This window comes from Streptosporangium sp. NPDC001559 (assembly GCF_042893955.1).
In the GTDB taxonomy this organism is placed as follows: Bacteria; Actinomycetota; Actinomycetes; order Streptosporangiales; family Streptosporangiaceae; genus Streptosporangium.
In genome coordinates, this window is the sequence record NZ_JBIAVG010000008.1 from 294,993 (window position 1) to 320,339 (window position 25,347).

A 25,347-nucleotide genomic window follows, 5' to 3' on the forward strand; every position below is an offset into this window, starting at 1 on the left:
GGAGTCCATGTCCAGACGAGAGCGGCCATAGGGCTGACGTGCGCCCCGAACAGGGGCTGAGACATGAACGGGATCAGCGATGAGCGGTCATTCGCATGGAGCTGATGTGGGGGACCAACCACCCTGTGAAACGACACCGGCACGCCCACGATCGGAATCGTGAACGTGCCGGTGATCTCGCTGTGCGCCGCCAGGGACTCGAACCCCGGACCCGCTGATTAAGAGTCAGCTGCTCTAACCAACTGAGCTAGCGGCGCTTGAAGCCCTTGAAGGATAGCGCACTTCGGCCACAGGCCCGTAATCCGGCGGGAGTCAGTTCATCCCGCGCGACAAGCGGGAAGTGCCGTTCGCGCTCTCACGGCTGACGGGGTGAAGCGTCAGTTCATCCTGCGCAGGACGCGGGCCGCGGTCCTGGCGAGCACCTCGACCTGATCCGCGTCGAGTTCCATGCGCGGCCCGGCCAGGATCCAGCGGGCGACCAGGCGCGGCTTGAGCAGGGTGAGCCCCTCGGCGCTGACCGTCCGCCTGAGTTCGCCGCCGTGTACGGCCAGCAGCGGCTCGATCGTCACGGGGATGTTCGCCTCGCGGGAGAGCACCTCGGCCAGGGAGTCGGCGGCCTTGACGAGCGCCTTGGCGACCGATGTGCCGTACTTCTCGCCGAGGAACAGCCGCTCGCCGTACTTGGCGATCTCGGTGTCCGGGGACCAAGCCTCGTTGTCGACCACCCAGACGCCGCCGGGGCCGATGACCAGGTGGTCGATCGAGGCCTCTCCCGGTACGGCGCGGCCGTCGAGGACGCGGTAGCCGCGCCTGCGGAGGCTGCGGCGCAGCCGCCTTCCCGTGATGGTCTCGCCTCGGCGCCTGCCCCGCCAGACCGCGGTCGCCTCGTAGGAGCGCCAGGCCCAGAACAGGTCGCCCGCGCCGACCAGCAGTCCGCACACGAGCCCGAAGAGGACGGGAGAGGGAATGGCGAACCGGTAGGCGATGACCAGCCCCGCGGCCAGCCCCGCGGCGGCCTTGAGCCCGCGCATTTTCCAGCGCTGGTCCGCCTCCTTGCGCCAGAACTGCTCGTACATGACCTGGGGGGACAACCCGTGGACCGGGTCATCGCTCGTCACGTAGATCGATCCGCCGGGCACAGCGAACTCCCGAGAGTCGAACGGTCAGGAAGACACGTGGATCTGCGGCGTTGAAGATCCTTGGTCATCAAATACCCGGCGGGGGGTTGGGGGCACCCCGGACCGTCCAAAGGTGATGGAACTAACACAAGCCGGATAGCTTCGGACCCCGCCAGGGGGAGGGCCGGGTCACGCCGTCTTCGCGGCGACGGGTGCGGAGGTCTCCGCGACCTTCCTGGTGACCAGCCGTCCGATCAGCGCGGAGAACCGGCGCGGGCGGTCGGGCACGATGTGGGCCATGAAGAAGTTTCCCACCCCCGGCACGACGTAGCCCCGGTCGCGGTCGAGCGCGCGCAGCGCGCTGCGGACCACCCGGTCCGGCGTCATCATCCGCGCTCCGATCGCCGCGGCCCTGGTGCCGATCACGTCGAAGAACGCGGTCTCGACCGGGCCCGGGGTGACGGCGAGCACCTTGACCCCCCGGCCCCTGTACTCGCTCCACAGCGCCAGGCTGAAGTTGAGCACGAACGACTTGGACGCGCCGTAGGTCGCGAAGTAGGGCGCGACGTGGAAGCCCGCGGTCGATCCCACGTTGACGACGGCGCCGCCACCGCGGGCGACCATGCCGGGGACGAACGCGTGGGTCAGGCCGACCAGGGACACGACGTTGACCATGAGTTCCTCGTGCTCGCGCTCGGCCGGGATCTCCTCGAAGCGGCCCGCGGTGCCGAAGCCCGCGTTGTTGACCAGCAGGTCGACGGTCATCCCCCTGGCGGCGACCTCCTCGGCGACCCGCGAGGAGGCGTCGGGTGCCGCGAGGTCCTGGACGACGACCTCGGCCCGCACGCCGTGCGCCCCGCGCAGTTCCCCGGCCAGGCTCTCCAGCTTCTCCGCCGAGCGGGCGACGAGCACGAGGTCGTGGCCGCGCGCGGCGAGCTGACGGGCGAACTCGGCGCCGATCCCTGAGGAGGCGCCGGTCACGAGAGCGGTGCTGTTCATCACGAAACTCCCTCGATTTGGTTTCCTGGATCATCAAGGTAGCAGCTATGGAGTTATCCGCAACATCAATGTTGCAGATAACTTTCGAAATGGTTCGTTGCTGTAGCCTCTGAGCATGGCAACGACAGGTCGACGGCTACGGGCGGACGCGGAGCGCAGCATCAGGACGATCCTGGAGGCGGCCGAGCGGCTGCTCAGCGAGAACCCCGGTGCCACCATGGAACAGATCGCCGAGGCCGCCGGAGTCGCCAGGACCACCGTCCACCGGCGCTTCTCCAGCCGCGAGGCCCTCGTCGAGACCATGGCGACCTCCGCCTGGCAGGAGATCAGCGACGCCGTCGACGCGGCCAGGCCGTACACCGCGCCGCCGCTGGTCGCCATGCACCAGGCGACCGCCAACGTGGTCCAGATCAAGTCCGGCTGGCGCTTCGCCCTCGGCGCCCTGCCCCCGCCCGGTGAGGAGGCCACCCGCATCCACAACGAGGTGATGGCCAAGTGCGACGCGGTGTTCGCGCGCGCGCTCGAAGCCGGGCTGCTGCGCCCCGGCACCGACCCGCTCTGGGCCCGGCAGGTCTACCTCGCGCTGATCAGCGAGGCGGTGCACTGCTCCCCTGCCGACGTGCGGGCTCAGGCCCCCGACGGCCCCGACGACCCCGACGCCCTCGCCGCCCTGATCATCGACACCCTCCTGTACGGACTGGCTCCCCGCAGGCCCGGTCCACCCGTCGCCCAGGACACGCAGGAAGTGGACCTTCCCGCAGGTCACGACCGGTCATAAGGTCGTCTCATGACCGCGACCATGCCGTCCCCCGTGACCCTCGAAGGTGAAGCCGTACGGCTCGAACCGCTGAGCGAGGCCCACGTCCCCGACCTGTTCCTCGCCGGAGGAGGCGACGACGAGGTCTGGCGCTGGCTCCCGGCCATCACCCCGCGCACCGAGCCGGAACTGGCCACGATCGTGACGCAGCTCATCCACGACCGGCGCCACGTGCCGTTCGCGGTGATCCTCAAGGCGACCGGCCGCGCGGTCGGCTGGACCTCCTACATCGACACCCAGGGCTTCGACGAGAGCATCGAGATCGGCTGGACCTGGTACGGCAGGGCCGTGTGGCGCTCCGAGGTGAACACCGCCTGCAAGGTCCTGCTGCTCGACCACGCCTTCGGAGAGCTCGGCCTGAACCGCGTCCAGCTCAAGACCGACATCCTCAACCTCCGTTCACAGGCGGCGATCCGCAGGCTCGGCGGCGTCCAGGAGGGGGTTCTGCGCCGCCATCGCCGCAGGCCCGACGGCTCCTGGCGTGACACCGCCTACTTCAGCATCCTGGACGACGAGTGGCCCGCGCACCGCAGCAGGTTGTGTTCCCTCGCGACGCCTGGCGGCGTCGCGAGGGCTTGAGCGCCCCAAGCCGAAACCCCTCACACACGGCACCGGTAAGGCACACGCCGATCCTGGTGCGGGTACCCTCACCCGCCCTCGCCGGGCAGCATTCCCCGTAGCAGTTCGGCGAGGCCGAGGCGGAGGTCGTCGAGGGTCGGATCGCTTCCCGCTCCGGCGACGGCGTCGAACATCACGCCCTCCCCGAACGCGACGACCTGGCGGCCGTGCCGTACGGGGTCGGGGGATCCGGCGGCGGCGAGGACCGCGACGGCCGGGGCTCGGAAGCGGCTGCCCGCCCGGTCGTAGACCTCACGCAACTCGGGACGCCGGGTGGCCTCAAGGGCGAGTTCGTATCGGGCGATCGTCCTGTGGCGGCCCGCGGTGAGCTGCTCCCACAGTGTCCTGGCGGCCAGCTCGACGAGCGCCTCGGGCGAGCCGGGACCGGCGTCGTCGAGGAGGGCGGCGAAGGTGACGGCCTCCAGCTCGGTGAGCCGTTCCAGGGTCAGTTCGAGCAGCGCGAGGCGGGTGCGGGCGAGGTTGGAGGTCGACCCCGGAGGCAGCCCCGCCTCCTCGTCGACCGCCCGGTGGGTCAGGCCCCGCATCCCGCGTTCGGCCAGCAGGGCGATGGCGGTCTCCGCGATCAGCTCGGCGCGTTGGGACTTCACCGTCCAATACTACGGTTGTAGTTGCCCCCGGAAGAGGAGTAACCTTCACTACGCCTGTAGTGACTACACCTGTAGTGAAGGAGTGCGACATGGCGCGCGCTGTGGTGATCGGAGCGGGGATCGGCGGCCTGACGGCGGCGGCGGCGCTCCAGCGGCAGGGCTGGGACGTGACGGTGTTCGAGCGCGCGCCCGCCCTCGAACCGGTCGGCTCCGGGCTCGCGGTCGCGGCGAACGCCCTGCGCGCGCTGGACACGATCGGCGTCGGCGACACGGTCCGCGACCTGTCGGCGGTCAGGGGCGAGCTGGGCCTGCGGCGCCCCGACGGGAGCTGGCTGGCGCGCACGACCGAGGAGGAGACCTCGGCGCGCTACGGCGACTCCGTGGTACTGCTGCGCCGCGCGGACCTCGTCGGCGCGCTGCACGCCGCCCTCGCCCCCGGCACCGTACGGCTGGGCACCACGGTCCTGGCGGCCGATCCCGGCGGCGAGGTGCGCACCGAGGCGGAGACCCTGCGCGCGGACCTGGTGGTCGCCGCGGACGGCGTCTCCTCCCCCGTCAGGGCCACGCTGTTCTCCGGCCACCCGGCACCGCGCTACGCCGGGGTCACCAGCTGGCGGGTGCTGGTGCCGGGCGGCGGGACCGGCCAGGCCTCGGAGACCTGGGGCGCGGGCAGAGTCTTCGGGGTGATGCCGCTGGCGGGCGGGCTGACCTACTGCTACGCGACCGACACGGTCCCCGCCGGCACCGGCGGCGGCGACCAGCGCGCCGAGTTGCTGCGCCTGTTCGGCCGCTGGCACTCCCCGATCCCCGAGCTGCTCGCCGCCGCCGAGCCCGGGGACGTGCTCAGGAACGACGTGTACCACCTGACGGCCCCGCTGCCCGCGATGCACCGGGGCAGGATCGCGCTGATCGGCGACGCCGCCCACCCGATGACCCCCAACCTCGGCCAGGGGGCCTGCCAGGCGATCGAGGACGCCGTCGTGCTGGCCCATGTCGTGGGCACGGACGGGGATCTGGCCGCCTACACCTCGGCGAGGCTGGCACGGACCGCGCGGATCACCGCCAGGTCCGCCTCGATCTGCCGGGCCACCCGGCTGCGCGGGCCGCTGGCCGTACGGCTGCGCGACACCGCGACGACGCTCACCTGGCGGTTCGCCTCCGGGCGGATGACCACCGCAATGGACGACGTCCTCGGCTGGCGGCCCCCGCACGACCAGGGCTAGGAGGAGACCGTCGCGGGTTCGCGCACGGCCGTACGGCTTCCGCCGTGGTCGGGGGAGAGCCGTCCCAGGGTGACGGTCCCCCAGATGAGCACCGCGGCGGCCAGCAGGGCGGGGATCACGTTGGCCACCCCGGTCGGCATGGGCTCCTTCAGCAGGATGGCCCCGGCGAGGATCGAGGTGATCGGGTCGACGACCTGGACCGCGGCGTAGGCGATGCCGAAGTAGCCCACCTCGTAGGACTTCTGCAGCAGCACCACGGCGCAGACGAGCAGCACCGGGATCGCCACGGTGAACCAGGTCAGCAACCTGCTCAGATCACCTTCGAGACCGCCGCCGACCACCCGCACGAAGGTGGAGACGCTGGCGGTGACCGCCCCCGCCCCGACCGAGAGCAGCAGCGCCTTGAGCGATCCGTTGGCCTTGCGCGCGGCCAGGTGGGTGACCAGCACGATCAGCCCGACGCAGGCGAGGAAGCCGAACGCCTGGCCGTTGGTCATGTGGGGCGTCCCGGCGTGCGCGGGGACCAGCAGCATCAGGCCGAGCAGTCCGACGGCGACCGCGATCGACCCGAGGATCTCCTGCCTGCGCGGGCGCCTGCCGTGCAGCACCGCCGCCAGCGGCACCGCGAAGACCAGCGTCGCCACGCTGATCGGCTGCACCACGACCAGCGGCGCGAGGCTCAACGCGACCGCGTGCAGGCACGCGCCGGTGAAACCGATCACTCCGCCGAGCCACCAGCGGGGCCGTTTCATCAGCTTCAGCGAGGCCCCTTCCGAGACCGCCTCGAACTGCTGGAGCGCCGCCCCGAGGGCGTAGCCGAGCGCGCCGATCAGAGCGATCGACATACCGACCCAGGTCATCGCCACCCACCGGAAGCGACCAGACATGAGTAAAGAAGCGATTCTCGGGTCATCCCGCAAGCTTAAAGCGCACCAAGGGCGGGTAAGGAGTCTCTCTCGTGCGACAAGAGCGATTTTGGCCACAAAAAGCCGCTCTAGTCAGCTTTTCTGCGGATTTTTTCGGCATGTCACCGTCTGCCCCTGCGGTGTGACCCCCACCTCGCCCGCTCCCCGGTACGGCGCCCGCCCCGGCCCCTCCCCCGCGAAGACTCCGGAGCGGACCGCCCCACCGGGTCTACTGCTGGGGCGGGCAGACGCAGAACAGGTGGCCCTCCGGGTCGGCCAGGACGACCCAGTGCCCTCCCGGCTGGAAGTCCGGCCTGGTCGCCCCGAGCTCCAGGTAGTCCTTGACGGCCTGTTCCACGTCGGGAACCCGTACGTCCAGATGGAACTGCTTGTCCGGGCCCGGCCAGGCGGCGGGCGTGCGGTCGGGGTTGCGCTGGAAGTAGATGGTCATCGTGCCGTCGCCGACGGCGGCGTAGTCATCCTCGGAGTACTGGACCTCGTAACCGAAGACCGCCGCGTAGAACTCCGCGAGCTTCCTGGGCTCCGCGCAGTCGATGTTCACGGCGATGAACTGAGCGATCGTTGTCATGCGACCCATCGTCACGCCCATACCTGTCAGCTCATGTCAGGATTGTGAAATCCTTTCCCGAACGCGCCGTTCCGCCCGCGGGCTACACGAAGATCCGTTCGGTCGGTACGGTGAGGCTCGTTGTGAACCTCGTTGGAACGTGAACCCGGGGACGGGCGTTGGAGGAGACGTGGCCTCGATAACTCAGCGCATCAGACGGCTCCTCGAACGTCCCGGGTCGATCGACCTGGCCCCCTTCGAGCGGATCGTCGCCGCGGCGGGAAAAAGGGAGGATCGGGTTCGCGAACTCGACGAACTGCCCGAGCCCTCGCTCGACGACCTGACCGAGTTCTGCGCCATCGTCCGGGAGGCCGCGCGGCGGACCCTGGGGCTGCGGCCCTACGACGTGCAGCTGGTCGGCATGCTCGCCATGCTCTCCGGCAACGTCGCCGAGATGGCCACCGGCGAGGGCAAGACCCTGTCGGGGGCGATGGCCGCCGCCGGATACGCCCTGCAGGGCAAACGCGTCCACGTGATCTCGGTAAACGACTACCTGGCCCAGCGCGACGCCGAGTGGATGGGCCCGCTGTACGAGACGCTGGGCGTCTCGGTCGGCTGGATCGGCCAGACCTCGACGCACGAGGAGCGCAGGGACGCCTACGCCAAGGACGTGACCTACGGACCGGTCAGTGAGATCGGCTTCGACGTGCTGCGCGACCGCACCCGCGTCGACGCGGCCGACCTGGTCATGCCCGAACCCGAGGTCGCGCTGGTCGACGAGGCCGACTCGGTGCTGGTCGACGAGGCCAGGGTGCCGCTGGTGCTCGCCGGGGCGACCGACCCGGGCAACACGGTCCCGGAGATGGCCGCGCTGGTCCGCCAGCTCGTCAGGGGCTACCACTACGAGCTCGACGACCAGGCGCGCAACGTGCACCTGACGAGCAAGGGCATCGACACCGTCGAGCAGGCGCTCGGGATCGACCTCTACGACACCCCGGCCACGCTGACCGAGGTCAACCTCGCCCTGCACGCGCACGCCCTGCTGGCCAAGGACGTCGACTACATCATCCGCGACGGCAAGGTGCACCTGATCAACCCGTCCCGGGGCCGGGTCGCGCTGCTGCAGCGCTGGCCGGACGGCCTGCAGGCGGCGGTCGAGGCCAAGGAGGCGCTGTCGCCCTCGGCGACCGGTGAGATCCTCGACTCGATCACCGTGCAGGGCCTGATCACCCGCTATCCGCAGCGGTGCGGCATGACCGGGACCGCGGTCGCGGTCGGCGACCAGCTCCGCGAGTTCTACGACCTCAAGGTCGCCGTGGTCCCCCCCAACCGGCCCTGCGTGCGGACCGACGCCCCCGACCGGCTCTTCGAGTACCGGATGGACAAGGACCGCGCCCTGGTCGAGGAGATCGTCGAGGTGCACGCGACCGGGCGGCCGATCCTGATCGGCACCCTGGACGTCGCCGAGTCCGAGCGTCTCTCACTGACCCTGAGCGGCCGTGGCCTGGAGTGCGTGGTCCTCAACGCGAAGAACGACGCCGAGGAGGCCTCGATCATCGCGAAGGCCGGTGAGCTCGGCTCCATCACGGTCTCCACCCAGATGGCCGGGCGCGGCACCGACATCCGCCTCGGTGAGGGAGTCGAGGAGCTCGGCGGGCTGTACGTCATCGGTTCCGGGCGGCAGACCAGCAGCCGCCTGGACGACCAGCTCCGCGGCCGGGCCGGGCGTCAGGGCGACCCCGGCGGCTCGGTCTTCTTCGTCAGCGGCGAGGACGACCTGATCACCCACTACGTGGCCGACGAGTACGCCAGGGGCGTGCCCGACCACGGTCTCGTCGGCCACGCCCAGCGGGTCGCCGAGGGGGTGGACATGGAGATCCACCGCAACACCTGGCGCTACACCCGGCTGCTCGAACAGCACCGGGGCCAGGTGCTCGAACTCCGCGGCAAGGTCCTGCACGGCGATTCCGCGAGCCAGGCGCTGGCCTCCGCCGCCGCCGAGCGGTGGTCCTCCCTTGAGGAGACGGTCGGGGAGGAGGTGCTGAAGGAGGCCGCCAGGCAGATCGTCCTCTTCCACCTCGACCGTTCGTGGGCCGACCACCTGGCCTACCTCGCCGAACTGCGCGAGGGCATCCACCTGCGCGCGCTCGGCCGTCTCAGCCCGATCGACGAGTTCAACAAGGAGGCCAAGCCCGCCTACGAGCGGATGCTCGCCGAGGTCGAGTCGCGTTCGATCGAGACGTTCGAGGCGGCCACGATCACCGCCGACGGTCTCGACCACGAGGAGGCGGGCATCAAACGGCCGACCGCCACCTGGACCTACCTCGTCCAGGAGAACCCCTTCGGCACCGAGTGGGAGCGCATCCTCAACCGTCTGGTCACCAAGGTCCGCCGCCGCTGACACGCCGCTCTCCCCGGGGGCAGTGGGTAATGGTTTTGCCAACTTGCCCCCGATATCGTGTTAATTGTGACCACCACCAGCGTGTCCCGCCCAGTCGGTGAACTGCTGCGCCAGTGGCGGGAACGACGACGGATGAGCCAGATGGACCTCGCCCTCCAGGCCGAGATCTCCACCAGGCACCTGAGCTTCGTGGAGACCGGCCGCTCGAAACCGAGCCGGGAGATGATCCTGCGCCTGGCCGAGGAGCTCGACCTGCCGCTGCGCGAGCGCAACCACCTGCTGCTGTCCGGGGGGTTCGCGCCGGTCTACTCGGAGACACCGCTCAGCTCTCCGGAGATGGCCTCGGTGCGCGAGGCCCTCGGCCAGGTGCTGAGCGGGCACGAGCCGTACCCCGCGGTGGTCGTCGACCAGCGCTGGAACGTGGTCGACCGCAACTCCGCGACCGGGCTGCTGCTGCGCGGCGTGGCCCCGGAGCTGCTCGTCCCGCCGGTCAACGTGCTGCGGCTGAGCCTGCACCCCAAGGGGATGTCCCAGCGGATCATCAACCTGGGCGAGTGGCGGGCCCACCTGCTGCACCGGTTACGCCGTCAGATCAGCCTCACCGCCGACCCGGAGCTCGGCGCCCTCTGGCGGGAGCTGGACGACTACCCCTGCGACCAGCCGGTCCCCGAGATCGACCGGCCGGGCCCCGGTCACATCGTGATCCCGCTCAGGATCCGCAGGGGCTACCGTGAACTCGCCTTCTTCAGCACGATGGCCACCTTCGGCACGCCGCTCGACATCACGGTCGCCGAGCTGGCCATCGAGGCCTACTTCCCCGCCAACCCGGAGACGGCCGCCTACCTGCAACACCAGCACCATCCGGACTGAACCCGCGACTTTCGTCACACGCGGCCGTACACTTTTGGCCGTATCTGCGACGACGGCCCCTTGGAAATCCTGTGGTCTCCAAGGAGGTCCAACACCATGCACCCGTTCTCCATGGCGAAGGCGGTCCTCGCTCTCGCCCTGGTCGTTCCCGGCGTCGTCAACGCGACGCCCGTCTCCACGCCCCCGCCGGTCCAGCCGGACCAGAAAATCACCGACCGGACGGGAACCGGTCGTCGGCCCCTCGCCGCCACGATCAGATACACCGAGTACGGCATCCCGCACATCACGGCCGACGACCTGGCCGGAGCGGGTTTCGGCCAGGGATACGCGCAGGCCCGCGACAACACCTGTGTGCTCGCCGACGCGTACCTGACCGTGCGAGGCGAGAGGTCACGCCACCTCGGTCCCGACGCCGCCCCGACCGGCCAGCTCTCCGGCGCCACGACCAACCTCTCCAGCGACGCCTTCTTCCGCGCCTTCGTCTCGGACGACACCCTCCGGCGCCTGCTCGCCAGGCCCGCGCCGTACGGCCCGCGGCCCGAGGTCCGTGAGCTCGTGCGCGGCTTCGTCGCCGGATACAACAAGCACCTGGCCGAGGGCCGGGTCACCGACCCCGCCTGCCGGGGCGCGTCCTGGGTCCGCCCGATCACCGAGATCGACGCCTACCGCCTGGCGTACGCCTTCTCGCTGGCTCTCGGCCACGCCGGTTTCTCCGAGACCCTCACCTCGGCGGAACCCCCGCCCGGTGCGGCCGTGGCCAAGCCCGCGGGGCCGGGGAAGGCCTCCGGGCGGCCCCGGGGGCGGAAGGCCGTCACCGCGCTCGCCTCACCGGCGCGGGCGACCGGCCTCGGCAGCAACGCGGTCGCGCTCGGCGGCGCGGCGACCGTCAACGGCAGGGGCATGCTGCTCGGTAACCCGCACTACCCCTGGCACGGCGGACGACGGATGTGGCAGTCGCAGCTCAGCGTGCCCGGCGTGTTCAACGTCTCCGGGGCCACCATCCTCGGCTTTCCCGTGGTCGCGCTCGGTCACACGGCGACGGTCGCCTGGAGCCACACGGTCTCGGCGGCGACCGGCACGTTCGGCCTGTTCGAACTGAAGCTCAAGCCCGGCGACCCCACCACCTACTTCGTCGAGGGCAGACCCGAGCGGATGACCCGCCGGGTGGTCGCCGTGGACGTCAAGGAGCCCGGCGGCAGGGTCTCCCGTGTCGAGCGGACGTTCTGGTCGACGCGGTACGGCCCGGTGACGACGCTGCTGCCGTGGACGGCGGGCACCGCCTACGCCATGCGCGACGCCAACGCCGACAACCTGCGGACCTTCAACACCTGGTTCGCCTTCGACCGGGCCCGCACAACCGGCGACCTGCTCACGGCGCTGCGCACCACGCAGGGACTGCCCTGGGTCAACACCGTCGCAGCCGACTCACGCGGCAGAACCCTGTTCGCCGGCATCCAGCCACTGGCGAACGTCCCCGACGACCTGGCCAGGCGGTGTGGCACCGAGGCCGGGCGGCGGCTGTTCGCCGAGAACGGCGTTCCCGTCCTGGACGGCTCCCGCCGCGAGTGTGTCTGGGGCGACGACCCGACCGCCCTGTCCCCCGGCACGTTCGGGCCCAACCGCCTGCCCGTGCTCCGGCGCGACGACTACGTCGCCAACTCCAACAACCCCCACTGGATGACCAACCCCGCCCAGCCTCTTGAGGGCTTCCCCAGGGTGGTCGGTCAGGAGCGTCACGAACAGGGCGCGCGGGCCAGGATGGGGGCCGTGGCGATCGGAGAACGGCTCAGGCGTGGCCGGTTCCGCATCGGCGACCTCCAGGAGCTGCTGACCTCCAACCGGGTCCACGCCGCCGAGCTCGCCCTGCGCGACACGGTGCGGATGTGCCGGGCGCTGCCCGGCGGCCGGGCCCCTGCCGCGGAAGGACCGGTGGACGTGCGCGAGGCCTGCCGGGTCCTGGCCCGCTGGGACGGCCGCGCCGACGTGACCAGCCGCGGCGCGCTGCTGTTCGCCCGCTACTGGCTCAGAGTGCCCGACAGGGACCTGTGGAAGGTGCCCTTCGACCCCTCCGACCCGGTGCGGACCCCGCGGGTCCTCAACGTCGGCAACGCCGGGGTCCGCCGGGCACTCGGCGACGCGGTGGCCGAGCTGCGCCGGGCGAGGATCCCGCTGGACGCGCCGTACGGCGAGCACCACCATGTCACCCGCAACGGCGAGCGCATCCCCCTGCCCGGGGCCGGTGGACGCGACAACATCGGCGTCTACAACTTCATGGAGATGGCCTGGGATCCCGTCAGGGGGGAGAACGAGGTCGTCTCCGGGTCGAGCTACGTCCAGGCGGTCGCCTTCGACGGCACCTCCTGTCCGGACGCCCGCACGCTCGTCACCTACTCCCAGTCGGCCGACCCCACCTCACCGCACTTCAGCGATCAGACGAGGCTGTTCTCCGAGAAACGCTGGGTGCGCTCCCGCTTCTGCGAACCTGACGTGCTGGCCGCTCCAAGTCTGAAGACCCTGCGCATAACCGGCTGATCCGAGCGTCTCCGGCGCCCGTACGTCCGGTCCGTTGTCGCCCTTCCCCTTCTCACCCGCTTCCACCGCCGGAGGTCGGCGTTTTCCGTCCGCCTCACCGGGCACAAAACCACCATGGGTCACAAAACGGACTATCCCGCCATAATCACCACGTGTGAGGACGGGCCACTGCTGCTCCGGGGGACGTTCACGCTGACGACTCAGGACGGGGAGGTCATCGATCCCGGCCGGGCAACGGTGGCGTTGTGCCGCTGCGGGCGTTCCTCGGCCAAGCCGTTCTGCGACGGCTCGCACAAGTCCACCGGGTTCCGGGCCACGAGCGAACCCGACCTCTGAGCGCGTTCCGCGAGCCCGCGAACCGGATGCGCGGCGGTCAGCACCCGGTGCCCCGCGTAGGGGATCCCGCCGCAGAGGAACCGGGCCACCAGAGCGGGCCAGCTGCAGACGGCCCGCTCCAGCACCCACACCGGGGCGAACAACGAGGCGGTGAAGGGGAAGACCCGTCGGCCACCCGCCCGGCGACGGCCGATCTCCGCCACCCCCACGCAGACGGCGGCGCCGGCCAGCACCGCCCCGTACCTGCGTCGCAGCAGGGCGGCGGCCGACACCGGCAGCACGGCCAGGAAGAACAGCATCCGGGGCGGCTGCGCCAGGTCGTCGTAGGCCTGCCGTACACGCTGGGACCAGAATCTCCCGGCGGAGGGCGGGAGACGGCGGACGTAGAGGTCGTGCGCGCGGCGTTCGCGCCCGCCGTTGGCGCGGACCGTGCGGATGAGCTCCAGATTCTCGAACAGCACGTCCCCGTCGTAGCCGCCCATCTTCAGGAAGGCCGACCGGCGCACCCCGAACGTGCCCGGGTAGTCGGCGCCGAAGCCACGGTTGAGCAGCATGCGAGCGGTGTCCCAGCGGGCGTGCCAGGGCAGCGGGTCGAAGTGGTTCTGCGGCCTGACCAGGTCGGCCGTCTCCAGCAGGGCGTCCATCCTGGCCAGTTCGGCCGCGCCGTAACGGACGTCGTCGTCGGCGATGACCACGTGCTCGGCGCGGGCCAGGCGCATCCCGGTGATCACCCCGTTGACCTTGCCGTTGGCGAAGCCGAGGTCGGCGTCAGGCCGCACGTGCAGAAGGAGGCCGTCCCAGAGGGCGGCGTGCCGGTCGAAGAGCGCGGGCGGGGAGCCGTCGACGACGATGACGCGGACCCGGCGCCCCAGCCACCGCAGGTAGCCGGTCAGCTCCGTCAGGCCCGAGTCGTCCTCCCAGCGTAGCGGCAGCACGTAGTCCAGGTCCGTCACGGGCTCCCCACCGCCAGGCTCGCCTCGCGCAGCGACGTGGTCCCCCTGGTCCAGCGGTCCAGGACGTGCTCGGCGAAGAGGCGGTCGAGGGTCAGGGCACAGGCGGCGCCGTACAGTATGTCGCCGGTCAGGGCCGGGGCGGTGGCGGCCAGCCCGCCGCACATGTCGTGCACGGCGATCTGCTCGTGTACGGCGTCGGCCAGCACGTGCTCGTCGTAGAAGCGGCAGGCCGTCGCGTCGCCGCCCAGTCTCCTCAGGCCCCGGCCGTACCTGAGGTTGGGCAGCGAGGAGGTCATCTCGAAGACCGCCAGGTGCCCGAGCAGGGCGCCCCGGCGCGCGCGGTGCAGGCCGAACAGGGACATGAGGTTGACGGTCGCCAGCGTGATCGCCGGCACCCGGTCGAGGTAGGCGCCGTAGGAGTCGTCCAGGTCCAGCCCGCGCATCGTGGCCCGGAACAGCTCCGAGTGCATCCGCTCCCGGCGGCCTCCGCCGTACTCGTCGGCCTGGATCTCCGCCAGGGCCGCCTTGGCGCGGCCACACAGCCGGGGCAGTGCCCAGGTGTGCGGGTCGGCCTCCTTCAGGTGGTAGATCGAGCGGTGGACGACGAACTCCCTGAACTGGTCCGGACCGGCCTTCCTCTCCAGGAACGCCGCGAGCGGCGGCCCCTCCGCCTCGGCGACCAGATCGGTCAGGACACGGCAGACCCGCTCCGGCTCCCCGGTCGTGGGAGGCGGTACGGCCCGCGCGAGCCACTCCTCGAAGCGCCGTTCCAGCGTCCGCCTGACCGCCAGCAGCGACGGCTCCCACTCCCAGGCGTCGTCGACCTCCTCGAACCCCTGGTAGTGCAGCTCGTAACAGATGAAGAGCGCGAGCTGGAGGTCCTCGTCGTCCTCCACACCGAGGGACGGCGGATCGAACGCGTGGGGCGGACAGGTGAGCCGTTCGAGGAGCACCGTGGTGACCGGCCCTCGTGGCGCGGGCAGGCGCATCACGGCCTCCCTGGGGCCGAGCGGTAGACCGAAACGTGCGAGTGGCTGTCGTCGGTGTAGGGAGAGCCGTCCCAGCCGGCCCAGCGGTGCTCACGTTCCATGCCTGCGAGCAGTCCCATCAGGTCGAGCTCGGCGGGCCAGGCGTAGCGGTGGTTGGCGGGCAGCAACCTCAGCCCGTCCGAGGTCAGGTTGACCTTCGTCGTGTACATCATCTGGTCGGCGGCCGACAGCCGCGCCGCCTCGACCAGCACCCTCTCCTCGCTCAGCGACAGCAGACGCAGCGCCGTACCGTCCCTGAACGCCCCGGGATCGGGGACCCACGCCTCGACCACGAACCGGCCCCCCGGGCGCAGGTGGGCGGCCGCGTTGCGGAAACAGGCGACCTGGGCCTCCTGCGAGGGCAACGCGAAGATCGTGTTGATCGCCAGGACGGCCAGGCCGAACTCGCCCTCGACCCGGGTCGTGGCGAAGTCTCCCAGCGTCACCGGGACACGGTCGCCGCCGGGCTTGGCACGTAGCCGCCGCACCATCTCCGCGGAGCCGTCCACGCCCGCGACGACCAGTCCCCGTGCCGCGAGCGGCAGCGCCAGCCGTCCCGTGCCGATGCCGAACTCCAGGACCGGTCCCCCGTCGGCGAGTTCCGCCAGCCGGTTCACCGCGGCCTCGGTGTCGGCGTCGGGAATGGTCGTCCCGTAGACGCCGTCGTAGACGTCGGCGACGGCACGGCCGTACGCGGACGGGTCGAACATCTGCGCCATGGGAGCCCCCGTTCCCTCGATTAGAGGCTGCCCCCTCTTTGACCTGCGAAAACAGTGGTGTCGCGGATCAGACGGGTTCGACCGGGACGGGGAAGCGTTCCCAGACCCGGTGCCCGCCCAGCAGGCGGACGACCTCCGCCAGCACCGCCTCTCCGCCGTCCCCGACGACCACGCCGGGCGCCGCCGGATCGATCCCGGCGGCGGTGAGCGCCTGTACGGCGTCCGCCCAGCCGCCGATCGGCTTGGCGTGGCGGAACGCCTCACCGAGCATGAGCAGCACCCTCGGGTCGGTGCGCGCCGCCGTGACGTCTCCTCTGGTGGCGTTGCCCGCCTTGGCGTCCCTGGCACCGTTGGCGTCCCTGCCCGGCCCCGGGGTGCCCGCGAGCAGCAGGGCGTCGAACTCGACGGACCTGGCGGTGACGAACGTGCGCTGCACCGTGATGGGGCCGTCGCCGTCCGCGCCGAGCACGCCACCGGCCGGGGCGATGACCAGCGGCACCATGCCGCCGTCCAGGACCGCCCTGCGGACGGCCTCGACCGCCGCCAGGTCGCCGTCGCCGTCGGCGACGATGCCGATGATCCGGCCGGTGGTCGGCCAGGTCCTGCCCACCTGGGACAGGGCCGGGCTCGGCTCGGCGGACGGCAGGGAGTTGACCGGCTTGGGAACCGGCAGGCCGAGGCCCTGCGCCACCTGCTCGCACAGGTACGGGTCGATCTCGGCGAGAACACGCAGGTTGCGCTCCTTGATCGCCTGCTCGTAGACCTTGCCGAGCTCGAAGGTGTAGGCGGCGACGACGTGCTCGCGTTCGACCGGGCTCAGGCTCAGCCAGAACAGGCGCGGCTGGCTGAAGTGGTCGGCGAACGACGCCGGAGCCTCACGGACCTTCCGCGCCGCGGCCACCCGCACGGGCGTCTCCACGTATCCCCCCTCGTGCGCCCCCGCGAAGAAGGGGCAGCCGCCGTCCAGCGAGTTCGGCTTGTACGGCGCCACGCCCGCGTGCACGGCGTCCTGGTGGAAGCCGTCGCGCAGCATGTCGTTGACGGGGGCGTGCGTGCGGTTGATCGGGATCTGCCCGAAGTTGGGACCGCCCAGGCGGGTGATCTGCGTGTCCAGGTAGGAGAACAACCGCCCGGCGAGCAGCGGGTCGTCGGTGACGTCGATGCCGGGCACCAGGTGGCCGACGTGGAAGGCGACCTGTTCGGTCTCGGCGAAGTAGTTCACCGGGTTGGCGTTGAGGGTGAGCAGGCCGATCGGCTGGACCGGCGCCAGTTCCTCAGGGACGATCTTCGTCGGGTCCAGCAGGTCGATGCCCTCGAACGTCTGCTCCGGGGTGTCGGGGAAGACCTGGATGCCCAGCTCCCACTGCGGGTGGGCACCGGCCTCGATCGCGTCGGCGAGGTCACGCCGGTGGAAGTCCGGGTCGGCGCCGCCGATCAGCTGCGCCTCCTCCCACACCAGGGAGTGCACGCCGGCCTTGGGCTTCCAGTGGAACTTCACCAGCGTCGTCGCCCCCGCCGCGTCGACCAGCCGGAAGGTGTGGACGCCGAAACCCTCCATGGTCCGGTAGGAGCGGGGAATGCCGCGGTCGGACATGTTCCACAGCGTGTGGTGGGTGGCCTCGGTGTGCAGGGAGACGAAGTCCCAGAACGTGTCGTGCGCGCTCTGCGCCTGGGGGATCTCCCGGTCCGGATGCGGCTTGGCCGCGTGGATGACGTCGGGGAACTTGATCGCGTCCTGGATGAAGAACACCGGGATGTTGTTGCCGACCAGGTCGAAGACGCCCTCGTCGGTGTAGAACTTCGTGGCGAAGCCCCGGGTGTCGCGTACCGTGTCGGCCGACCCCCGCGACCCGAGGACCGTGGAGAACCGCACGAAGACCGGCGTCTCGACGTCCTTGGCGAGGAAGGCGGCCCTGGTCACCGAGGCCGCGGTGCCGTACGCCAGGAAGACGCCGTGCGCGGCGGCACCGCGGGCGTGCACGACGCGCTCGGGGATGCGCTCGTGGTCGAAGTGCATGACCTTCTCGCGCAGGTGGTGGTCCTGCAGCAGCACCGGCCCTCGGGGACCGGCCTTGAGCGAGTGGTCGGTGTCGGCCAGGCGCAGCCCCTGGGCCGTGGTGAGGCGTTCACCGCCCTGTGCCCGCTCCTCGGGCGTCACGTCCTCTTCCTGCCCGGTGGGGCTGTACGGGTCGGGGCCGCGCTGGTCGGGCTTGGGCCTGAGCGGCCCTCTGGGCTCGGTCGGCTCGTCGACCGACGGCGGTTCACTTCCCGGACGGCCGGGAATCTCGGCCGAGTGATCTGACAGTTTGTCAGTGATCTTGTCAATGACACCCTTGACCGGGTTGGACTTCTCCATCGTTCTCCCTTGAGCTGCGGCGGCGGTTCCCTCGGGTGAGGACCGGGCGCCGGTCGGGCCGTGGAGACCCGGTGGCGGTACGCCATACCCCCGTTCGGGTGCTCAAAGCGACGACACTCAGGAAGACGGAAAAATCCTGACAGAACCATTCAGCGGAAGGCCCCTCCGGGTTCTCGAAGGGGCCTTCCCACGGCTGTCACCGGAGCAGCTTGGCGATCTCCGGGTCGACGGCGTCCGCGACGGTGATCTTCCGGTCGATGAGGCCGCTGGCGTGGAAGAGGTCGGCGGCGCGCTGCTGCTCGGCGACGAACTCCTCGGTCACCGGGTGCAGCCCGAAGGGACGCTTGCGCAGGGCGTTCTCCCAGTGGTCGAGGTCACCGCCGTCGTCGGCGGCGAACAGCCCGGCCGCCTCGCGGTAGTTCTCGGTGATCCACGCGTCGGACTCCTGCAGGGCCGCGACGATCGCGGCGAGCTGCTCGGGGTGCTTCTCGGCGAAGTCACGCCGGGTGAACCAGAGCGAACGGTGGCTGAACAGCCCGTCGGTGGCGACCAGTTCACGGACCGGCGCCTGCGCCTCGACCTTGCTGAGCGAGGGGTAGGAGCCGACCCAGGCGTCGACCTCCCCGTTGAGGAACAACTCGCCCGCGTCCACCCCGGCGTCGACGGGGACGATGTCCTTCCAGGTCAGCCCGGCCTTGTCGAGGGCGAACAGCAGCAGCGTCGTCTGCCAGGAGCCGTGCCCGAGCGCGACCCTCTTACCCTTCAGGTCCTCCAGGGAGGTGATCGGGGAGTCCTCCTTCACCACCAGCCTGCCGTTCTCGTGGCGGGAGCCGGAGACGGCCACGTAGACCACGTCGTGGCCCTTGCCCTGGGCGGTGACCGGCGGCGTCGAACCGGTGCCGATGAAGTCGTAGCCGCCGTCGAAGAGATGGTCGCCGTGGACCGAGGGCAGGCCCTTGGTCGGGTCCGTCCTGTCACCGGCCGGGAGGTCGCGCAGGTCGACCCACTCGACGTCGGGGATCGCGCGCTCCAGGATGCCCCGGTGACGCAGGACCCACAGCGAGTTGTTGTGCGGGAAGTAGCCGACGCGGACGCTCATGAGGGTGTTCCTTCCAGTAGGGGTGATGCGACGCGGAGGTCGTGGCCACGCAGCAGCGGCAGAACGTTCTCGCCGACGCGGTAGGCCTCCTCCAGATGGGGCACGCCGGCGAGGATGAACGCGCCGACGCCAAGGTTGATCAGTTCGTCGAGCCGTTCCGCGACCTGCTCGTAGCTGCCGACGAGCCCGAAGGCGGGCCCGCCCCGCAGCAGGTGGAAGCCGCCCCACACGTTGGGGGTGACCTCAAGGTCGCGGTGACCGTTGACCGCGCCGGTGACGAACGACTGGCTGCGCTGCCAGCCGATGGAGTCGCCGGTCGCGCCGCGGAGCACGGACGGGTCGATGTTGTCCCAGCCTCTGCGGATCTCCTCCCAGGCCTCCTCCTCGGTCTCACGGGCGACCACGTCGATACGGACGGCGAACTTGGGTGTGCGGTCGCTGTTGGCCCTGACCTGGTCGAACTTCTCGCTCAACGCGTGGAAGGGCTCCAGCCACGACAGGTAGTAGTCCGCGTGCCGCCCGGCGGCGTCGATGGCCGCCTTCGACGACCCGGAGAAGTAGATCTCCGGGAACGGCTGCCCGGTCAGCTCCTCGGGCAGCCCGGCGCCCCTGACCCGGTAGAAACGCCCCTCGAAGTCGTACGGCCCGCCGTCCCAGACGCCCCTGAGCACGTCGAGGAACTCCGAGGTCCGCGCGTAGCGGTCGTCATGGGCGACCTTGTCGCCCCACCAGAGCTGGTCGGGGCCGCCGCCACCGGAGATGACGTTGTAGACGACCCGCCCGCCCGTCGCGCGCTGGAGGCTCGCCGACATGCGCGCGGCCTGCACCGGGTGGAGGAAACCCGGCTGGAAGGCGATCATGAACCGGTAGGTCGTCGTCTCCCTGGCCAGCGTCGCCGCCGTCGCCCACGGGTCGTCGGTGTTGGGGAAGGAGGGCAGCAGGCCGCCGACGAAGCCGGAGACCTCGGAGGCCCTGGCGACGTCCCCCATGTGCTCGACGTAGCTGTAGCCGTCACGCCGCCCGTCCCGCACTCCCGGGGCCAGGCTGCCCGGCACGACCGGGGCCCACTCCCCCCGGCTGGCGACCCTCCTGCGCAGCGAGGGCTGGTCTCCGTGCGTGCCGATCCGCCAGTAGATGTCAACGGACATGGGCGTTCTCCTTGACCAGCAGCGGCAGCAGCCGCTCCCCGAGCCGATAGGTCTCCTCGACGTACGGCGTCGCCTCAAGGACGAAGGCGCCGATCCCCCGGTCCACGTAGTCCCTGATCCCGGCCGCCACGCTCTCGTAGGAGCCGACGAGACCGAGGCCGGGGAAACCGTTCCACAGCCGGGTCTCCGGGTCGGGTTCCGGCAGGGTGTCCTCGGTCCCGCCGCCCCGCAGCCACAGGCGGCGTGCCGCCCGCCAGGCCTCGGCGTCGTCGTCGCGGGCCAGCACCGGAAGACGCAGACCGTAGGTGACGCCCTGGAGGCCGGAGGCCTCGAAGTCGTCGCCGGGGTCGAAGACGTGCACGTCGGCGTGGCGCGCGGACAGTTCGAGGGCCTGCGGAGAGGTCCCCGACAGGTGGACCCTGGGGAAGGCCCTGCCGGCGAGCGGCGACAGGAAGCCTCCGGCGAGCACCTGGTAGAAGCGTCCCTCGTAGCCGTAGCCCTCCTGCGTCCAGACCCCCTTGGCGACGGTGAGGAACTCCTCGGCCCGCGCGTAGCGGTCCTCCCCTTCGAGGAAGTCGCCCTGCGCCCTGGCGACCTCGGGGTCGAGGTCGACGACGACCCGCCAGTCGAGCCGGTCATTGGAGAAACGCTGCAGCGAGGCCGAGACCTTGGCCGCGTAGACGGGGGTCGCGACGCCGGGGTGGAACCCGGCGGCGACCCGCAGCCAGCGGCTCTGCCTGAGCAGGCTTCCCGCGGCGACCAGCGACTCCTCACCCCGGGGGTCGAAGGGCAGCAGCGCGCCGTCGAAGGCCGCGAGTTCGGCGGCCCTGCCCGCCTGCAGCAGGTGGTCGAACGGGCCGAAGGGCGCCCTGGGATCGGTGACGAAGCCCGGCAGGTCCGCCCTGGCCCCGCGCCCGCCGTTGTCGCGGGTCGGCAGTGTGATCAGGAACGTGGTCACCGGACCGCCAGCCGTTCCCCGATGAACGCGCCGCCGAACCGGGCCGTCACCTCGCCGGGCGCGTCCGTCCAGCGGCCGTCCGCGCGCCGCCCGGCGAGCAGTTCCCGCGCCGCGGCCAGTGGCTCGTGGGCCGTCCAGGCGTCGAGGTCGACGTCGGCGGCGAGGAAGCCGTGCAGCAGCAGGAAGTCCTTCTGCCGTCCCAGCAGCGTGAGCCGCTCCGGTGACAGGTCCGGGTGGAGGCCGCGGTGGAAGTCACCCCGGTAGGCGGTGGCGACACCGTCCGCCTCCGAGCGGGTCTCCGCGGCCAGGATGCCGCGTACGGCCTCCAGGTTGTCCGCCGCCCAGTCCGCGGCCCGCAGCGTCTGGGCCAGGAAGGCGACGACCAGGTCCGGGTGCTCGGCGAGCAGGTCCTCGTGCACGGTGATGGGCCTGGGGGTGCCGTTGTTGACGCGGGTACGGCGGTCCTCCGCGGCGTCCAGGTCGACGGCGACGACGGCGCCGATCTCCCTGGCCTGGTCGGCGGAGCGGGCTCCCTTGACGTAGACGGCGTCGACCTCGCCCGCGGCCAGTTCCTCGATGCCCGGCCAGGACCAGGCCCGCTCCGCGGCACCTCGCCCGACGTCGGATCTCGGCTGACCGACCTCGACGAACGTCACGTCGTCGAAGCCGAGTCCGGCCTGGGACAGCGCCCCCTTGAACCCGTGCAGCGCCATCGCCCTGGGGAAACTCCTGGCGCGCGTCTCGGCCCACCTCGGCAGCGCGACGCGGGCACCGCGCAGCCCGGCCGCGTCGGTGATCCCCGAGTCGGGACGGACCAGGATCGACTGCCACTCCTCGATCCAGGTCAGCCCGATCAGGCGGGTCGGGGCCCCCTCGGAGCGGGCGGCCAGCGCGGGAACGTTCCCGCCCTCCCGGAACAGTCCGAGGAGCCGGTGGTCGAAGTGGTGTTCCGACAGTTCGGGGCCCGCGTCCTGCAGGACGCCGACCTCGCCGAACTCCTCGTCGAGCCAGCCCAGGTTGTAGGCCAGCCCGCTCGCGGTGGGAACCGGGCAACGGGTGAACCAGATCTTGTCGATCGCGGACATGCGAGTCCTCCGTACTGTTCTTCTTCGAGTAGTCGGTGCGCGTCAGTGCGAGGTGACGGCGACGCCGAGATGGGACAGGAACAGCCGCCGGTGGGCGATGAACGCCGGGTCGTTGCGGTCGCGCGGATGGGGCAGGTCGATCGGCTGCTCGACCGCGAAGGCGCCGTCCCGCAGCACCACGACCCGGTCCGCCAGCCGTACGGCCTCGTCGACGTCGTGGGTGACGAGCACGACGGCGGGCCGGTGCCGTTCGCACAGCTCGGCGACCAGTTCCTGCATCTGCAGGCGGGTCAGCGCGTCGAGCGCGGCGAACGGCTCGTCGAGCAGCAGCAGCTCCGGGTCGCGGACCAGGGCCCTGGCCAGGGCGACCCGCTGCGCCTCCCCTCCGGACAGGGTCGCGGGCCACGCCTCGCCGTACCCGGCGAGGCCGACCTCCTCAAGCGCGGCGCGCCCGGCCTCGCGCGCCGACCTGGGCAGCCCGAGGACGACGTTGGCGAGCACCCTGCGGGCCTGGACCAGGCGTGGCTCCTGGTAGACGGTCGTACGGCGCCGCGGCGCCAGGACGGTTCCCGAGTCGGGGAGTTCGAGACCGGCCAGGATGCGCAGCAGCGTGGTCTTGCCGGTGCCGCTCGGCCCGAGCAGGACGAAGAACTCCCCCCGCCCGATCTCCAGGTCGATCCCGTTCAGGACGGTCTTGGCGCCGAAGGCCTTGCGCAGTCCCCTGATGTCCACGGCGGTGCCGCTCATCGGGCCGTCACCTGCCCGCGCCAGGGCATGGCGACCCGTTCGACGGCCCGGATGACCAGGTCGATCAGCAGGCCCAGCACGGCGTAGATCACGACGCACAGGACCATGTAGTCGGTGCGGTAGTACTGCTGGGCGAGCGTGACGAGGTAGCCGATCCCCTCGGTCGCGCCGATCTGCTCGGCCGCGATCAGGCCGGTGAGCGAGACCGAGAGGCAGATGCGCAGGGCCATCAGGACGCTGGGCAGCGCGGTCGGGATGATCACGCCGAAGGCGAGCCCGGCTCCGGTGAGCCCGAAGCCCCTGGCGGCCTCGACGATCTTCCGGTCCACACCGCGGACGCCGAGATAGGTGTAGGCGTACATGGGGCTGGCCGCGGCGACCGCGATCAGGACCACCTTGAACGTCTCCTCGACGCCGAACCAGGAGATGAACAGCGGGACCAGGGCCAGGAACGGCACGGCCCGCTTCATCTGCATGGTCGGATCGACCAGTTCCTCCCCCAGGGCGGACAGGCCCGCGACCACACCGAGCAGGAGGCCGACACCTCCGCCGGCCAGCACGCCGAGCCCGGCCCGTCGCGCGGAGGCGAGCAGGTAGTCGCCGAGCTGCCCGGTGGCGGCCAGTTCGCCGAGCGCCCCGACGACGGCTCCCGGCCCGGCGAGGATCTCCGGGGAGATGAGGCCACTGGCCGTGCCGTACCACCAGGCGGCCAGCAGCACCAGCGGGACCAGCAGTCGCAGCGGGACGGACAGTCCGGGGGCGCGTCTGCGGGAGCCCAGGTAGCGGGGCGGTTCGAGCGGGGACAGCCGTGTGGCCGTGGGGATCTTCTCCAGCGTCATGACGCGGGCTTGAGGTCGAAGATCACCGCTTTGGGGTCGATCGCGCCGGGCAGCACGCCGTACTTCTGGAAGACCGAGGCGACGTCGGTCACGTAGGAGGCGTCGGCGGGGGTGGCGAAGCGCGGCACGTTGGCGTACCTGGACTTGGCGTTCTCCTCCTCGAGGCGGGCGCCGGACAGGGCGGTCGGGCCCTGGGTGAGGAAGACGTTCTGGAATTTGCCCGGGTCGCGCCTGGCCTCCTCGGTGAGCTCCTGCAGGACCTTGAGGTAGACCCGGACGACCTCGGGGTGCTCGGTGAGCAGTTCGGTCCGGGCGGCCTGCATGTTCAGGTCCTTGTCCGGCAGGTCACGGCCGTGGACGACGACCCGCGCCCCCTTGGCGACCGCCTCGGGGTAGGCCCGCACGATCGCCCACCAGGCGTCGACCTTGCCGGTGGCGAAGGCGGAGGCGCCCTGGTCGGGGTTGAGGTAGACCCGTTTAACCTGGTCGGCGGGGATACCGGCCTCCTGGAGGGCGAGCAGCAGGAGATACTCCCCGCGTCCGCCCTTGTTGACGGCGACCTGCTTGCCGACCAGGTCCTTGACGGTCTTGACGGGGCTGTCCGGCCTGACGACGAGGCCGTCGGTCTGCGGCGCGGCGGCGTCGGTCTCCGGGTCGGTGAACGCGAAGATCTTGATGTCCTTGCTGCTGACGAGGTAGCCGAGGACCGGGGAGATCGCCCCTTCGAGCACGTTGATCGAGCCGGAGCGGACGGCGTCCACGGTGGCCGTGAAGGAGGCGTAGGAGCCACCCCACTCCACCTTCGCCCCGACCTCGGCCAGCCGCCTCTCCAGGATCCCCTCCTTCTTGGCCACCGCCAGCGGTCCGGCGTTGCCCGGGTCCTTGATCCTGAGTACGGCCCCGCCGTTCTTGCCCGCCGGGTTCCCGGCGGCCGCGACCGCCGTGCCTCCCGAGCCGGTTCCCCCGCAGGCGGCGGTGAGGGCGGTGAGTGACAGCGCCGTGAGCACGAGCGCGGCGCGCGTCCGTGGAGGAGATGTCCGCATGATGGCTGGCCCCTTTGGAAGGTCGAGAAGGCGAGAAGGGTCGGGATGTGGGGAGACACACGTGTCCGGCGCACGGGAACGGCGGCCCTCAGACATACGGGCGTGGGCGCACGGAGACGGGAGGAGGAGAGGTCGACAGGCTCAACGTGGAGGACGGAGCGCGTCACGGACAGAGGCTGCTGTCCAGGCGCATGAGATCGACGACCCGCCGGAGGGTCAGGGGTACTCGCGACACATTTCCTATATTTCAGGTAGGTTTAATCCCCGTCAACCCGTATCCCACATCATGGGATTGGAAATGTCATGACTTCCGGCCTCCCGATGCCAGTATCTGGATCATCCAGGCGTGGAGGCCACATCATGGGAAGCCCCGCTCC

The 25,347-nt window shown here is 70.9% G+C and carries 22 protein-coding genes, 1 tRNA gene and 1 pseudogene; 7 read left to right on the plus strand and 17 right to left on the minus strand.

The window, feature by feature from the left end; all coding sequences use genetic code 11:
• Positions 1 to 183 precede the first annotated feature (183 nt).
• From ACFYY8_RS20245 to ACFYY8_RS20255, 3 genes are all read right to left on the minus strand, one after another.
• Positions 184 to 257, minus strand: a tRNA-Lys gene (locus tag ACFYY8_RS20245).
• Positions 258 to 377: 120 nt separating this feature from the next.
• On the minus strand, positions 378 to 1,139 hold the full coding sequence (locus tag ACFYY8_RS20250) for a nuclease-related domain-containing protein (protein WP_390042957.1): 762 nt from the start codon (positions 1,137 to 1,139) through the stop codon (positions 378 to 380).
• 168 nt (positions 1,140 to 1,307) lie between these two features.
• Positions 1,308 to 2,117 carry an SDR family NAD(P)-dependent oxidoreductase gene (locus tag ACFYY8_RS20255; protein ID WP_390042959.1) on the minus strand — a complete coding sequence of 270 codons (810 nt, stop codon included), beginning with the start codon at positions 2,115 to 2,117 and terminating at the stop codon, positions 1,308 to 1,310.
• A 115-nt stretch (positions 2,118 to 2,232) separates the two neighbouring features.
• On the opposite strand from ACFYY8_RS20255, the gene ACFYY8_RS20260 reads away from it, so the two are divergent.
• Together ACFYY8_RS20260 and ACFYY8_RS20265 are read left to right on the plus strand one after the other, a co-directional pair.
• Positions 2,233 to 2,895: a TetR/AcrR family transcriptional regulator gene (locus ACFYY8_RS20260; RefSeq protein ID WP_390042962.1), complete on the plus strand. Its 663-nt coding sequence runs from the start codon at positions 2,233 to 2,235 to the stop codon at positions 2,893 to 2,895.
• Positions 2,896 to 2,904: 9 nt separating this feature from the next.
• The gene (locus tag ACFYY8_RS20265) at positions 2,905 to 3,513 is read left to right on the plus strand and encodes a GNAT family N-acetyltransferase (protein WP_390042965.1); all 609 of its coding nucleotides are present in this window, start codon (positions 2,905 to 2,907) and stop codon (positions 3,511 to 3,513) included.
• A 68-nt stretch (positions 3,514 to 3,581) separates the two neighbouring features.
• Here the strand turns inward: ACFYY8_RS20265 and ACFYY8_RS20270 are convergent, their stop codons facing one another.
• Complete coding sequence (locus ACFYY8_RS20270; protein WP_390042968.1) at positions 3,582 to 4,160, minus strand: TetR/AcrR family transcriptional regulator; 579 nt, start codon at positions 4,158 to 4,160, stop codon at positions 3,582 to 3,584.
• 89 nt (positions 4,161 to 4,249) lie between these two features.
• Between ACFYY8_RS20270 and ACFYY8_RS20275 the strand changes: the two genes are divergently transcribed.
• Positions 4,250 to 5,383, plus strand: coding sequence for an FAD-dependent oxidoreductase (locus ACFYY8_RS20275; RefSeq protein ID WP_390042970.1), 1,134 nt, complete (start codon positions 4,250 to 4,252; stop codon positions 5,381 to 5,383).
• Here the strand turns inward: ACFYY8_RS20275 and ACFYY8_RS20280 are convergent.
• Both ACFYY8_RS20280 and ACFYY8_RS20285 read right to left on the minus strand, forming a co-directional pair.
• Positions 5,380 to 6,243 (minus strand): DMT family transporter, encoded by an 864-nt coding sequence (locus tag ACFYY8_RS20280; RefSeq protein ID WP_390042972.1) that lies wholly within the window; start codon positions 6,241 to 6,243, stop codon positions 5,380 to 5,382. The two genes, ACFYY8_RS20275 and ACFYY8_RS20280, sit on opposite strands and share 4 nt — an antisense overlap.
• Before the next feature lie 274 nt (positions 6,244 to 6,517).
• Positions 6,518 to 6,877 (minus strand): VOC family protein, encoded by a 360-nt coding sequence (locus ACFYY8_RS20285; protein WP_390042974.1) that lies wholly within the window; start codon positions 6,875 to 6,877, stop codon positions 6,518 to 6,520.
• 169 nt (positions 6,878 to 7,046) lie between these two features.
• On the opposite strand from ACFYY8_RS20285, the gene secA2 reads away from it, so the two are divergent.
• The 4 genes and pseudogenes from secA2 to ACFYY8_RS20305 form a co-directional block, all read left to right on the plus strand.
• A complete protein-coding gene (gene secA2 / locus ACFYY8_RS20290; protein WP_390042976.1) occupies positions 7,047 to 9,257 on the plus strand; it encodes an accessory Sec system translocase SecA2 in 2,211 nt (736 codons plus the stop codon).
• A gap of 66 nt (positions 9,258 to 9,323) precedes the next feature.
• On the plus strand, positions 9,324 to 10,127 hold the full coding sequence (locus tag ACFYY8_RS20295) for a helix-turn-helix transcriptional regulator (RefSeq protein WP_352010458.1): 804 nt from the start codon (positions 9,324 to 9,326) through the stop codon (positions 10,125 to 10,127).
• A 96-nt stretch (positions 10,128 to 10,223) separates the two neighbouring features.
• The gene (locus ACFYY8_RS20300) at positions 10,224 to 12,659 is read left to right on the plus strand and encodes a penicillin acylase family protein (protein WP_390042979.1); all 2,436 of its coding nucleotides are present in this window, start codon (positions 10,224 to 10,226) and stop codon (positions 12,657 to 12,659) included.
• A gap of 114 nt (positions 12,660 to 12,773) precedes the next feature.
• Positions 12,774 to 12,896, plus strand: a pseudogene (locus ACFYY8_RS20305) (hypothetical protein); the annotation flags it as partial.
• Here ACFYY8_RS20305 and ACFYY8_RS20310 read toward each other — a convergent pair.
• The 11 genes from ACFYY8_RS20310 to ACFYY8_RS20360 form a co-directional block, all read right to left on the minus strand.
• Positions 12,860 to 13,948, minus strand: a complete 1,089-nt coding sequence (locus ACFYY8_RS20310) for a glycosyltransferase (RefSeq protein WP_390042981.1) — start codon at positions 13,946 to 13,948, stop codon at positions 12,860 to 12,862. The pseudogene ACFYY8_RS20305 and the gene ACFYY8_RS20310 sit on opposite strands and share 37 nt — an antisense overlap.
• The gene (locus ACFYY8_RS20315; protein WP_390042983.1) at positions 13,945 to 14,937 is read right to left on the minus strand and encodes an iron-containing redox enzyme family protein; all 993 of its coding nucleotides are present in this window, start codon (positions 14,935 to 14,937) and stop codon (positions 13,945 to 13,947) included. Before ACFYY8_RS20315 ends, ACFYY8_RS20310 begins: the two co-directional genes overlap by 4 nt.
• Entirely contained in the window at positions 14,937 to 15,695 is a 759-nt protein-coding gene (locus ACFYY8_RS20320) for a class I SAM-dependent DNA methyltransferase (protein WP_390042984.1), read from the minus strand. Before ACFYY8_RS20320 ends, ACFYY8_RS20315 begins: the two co-directional genes overlap by 1 nt.
• Before the next feature lie 67 nt (positions 15,696 to 15,762).
• A complete protein-coding gene (locus tag ACFYY8_RS20325; RefSeq protein ID WP_390042985.1) occupies positions 15,763 to 18,051 on the minus strand; it encodes a catalase in 2,289 nt (762 codons plus the stop codon).
• A gap of 196 nt (positions 18,052 to 18,247) precedes the next feature.
• Positions 18,248 to 19,150 carry an aliphatic sulfonate ABC transporter substrate-binding protein gene (locus ACFYY8_RS20330; RefSeq protein WP_390042987.1) on the minus strand — a complete coding sequence of 301 codons (903 nt, stop codon included), beginning with the start codon at positions 19,148 to 19,150 and terminating at the stop codon, positions 18,248 to 18,250.
• The gene (locus tag ACFYY8_RS20335) at positions 19,147 to 20,298 is read right to left on the minus strand and encodes an LLM class flavin-dependent oxidoreductase (protein WP_390042989.1); all 1,152 of its coding nucleotides are present in this window, start codon (positions 20,296 to 20,298) and stop codon (positions 19,147 to 19,149) included. The genes ACFYY8_RS20330 and ACFYY8_RS20335 overlap by 4 nt, the downstream gene beginning before the upstream one ends.
• Entirely contained in the window at positions 20,288 to 21,256 is a 969-nt protein-coding gene (locus tag ACFYY8_RS20340) for an LLM class flavin-dependent oxidoreductase (protein WP_390042991.1), read from the minus strand. The genes ACFYY8_RS20335 and ACFYY8_RS20340 overlap by 11 nt, the downstream gene beginning before the upstream one ends.
• Positions 21,253 to 22,341 carry an ABC transporter substrate-binding protein gene (locus tag ACFYY8_RS20345; protein WP_390042993.1) on the minus strand — a complete coding sequence of 363 codons (1,089 nt, stop codon included), beginning with the start codon at positions 22,339 to 22,341 and terminating at the stop codon, positions 21,253 to 21,255. Before ACFYY8_RS20345 ends, ACFYY8_RS20340 begins: the two co-directional genes overlap by 4 nt.
• Before the next feature lie 42 nt (positions 22,342 to 22,383).
• Positions 22,384 to 23,088: an ABC transporter ATP-binding protein gene (locus ACFYY8_RS20350; RefSeq protein WP_390042995.1), complete on the minus strand. Its 705-nt coding sequence runs from the start codon at positions 23,086 to 23,088 to the stop codon at positions 22,384 to 22,386.
• Positions 23,085 to 23,927: an ABC transporter permease gene (locus ACFYY8_RS20355; RefSeq protein WP_390042997.1), complete on the minus strand. Its 843-nt coding sequence runs from the start codon at positions 23,925 to 23,927 to the stop codon at positions 23,085 to 23,087. The genes ACFYY8_RS20350 and ACFYY8_RS20355 overlap by 4 nt, the downstream gene beginning before the upstream one ends.
• Complete coding sequence (locus ACFYY8_RS20360) at positions 23,924 to 24,970, minus strand: ABC transporter substrate-binding protein (protein WP_390042999.1); 1,047 nt, start codon at positions 24,968 to 24,970, stop codon at positions 23,924 to 23,926. Before ACFYY8_RS20360 ends, ACFYY8_RS20355 begins: the two co-directional genes overlap by 4 nt.
• Positions 24,971 to 25,347 lie beyond the last annotated feature (377 nt).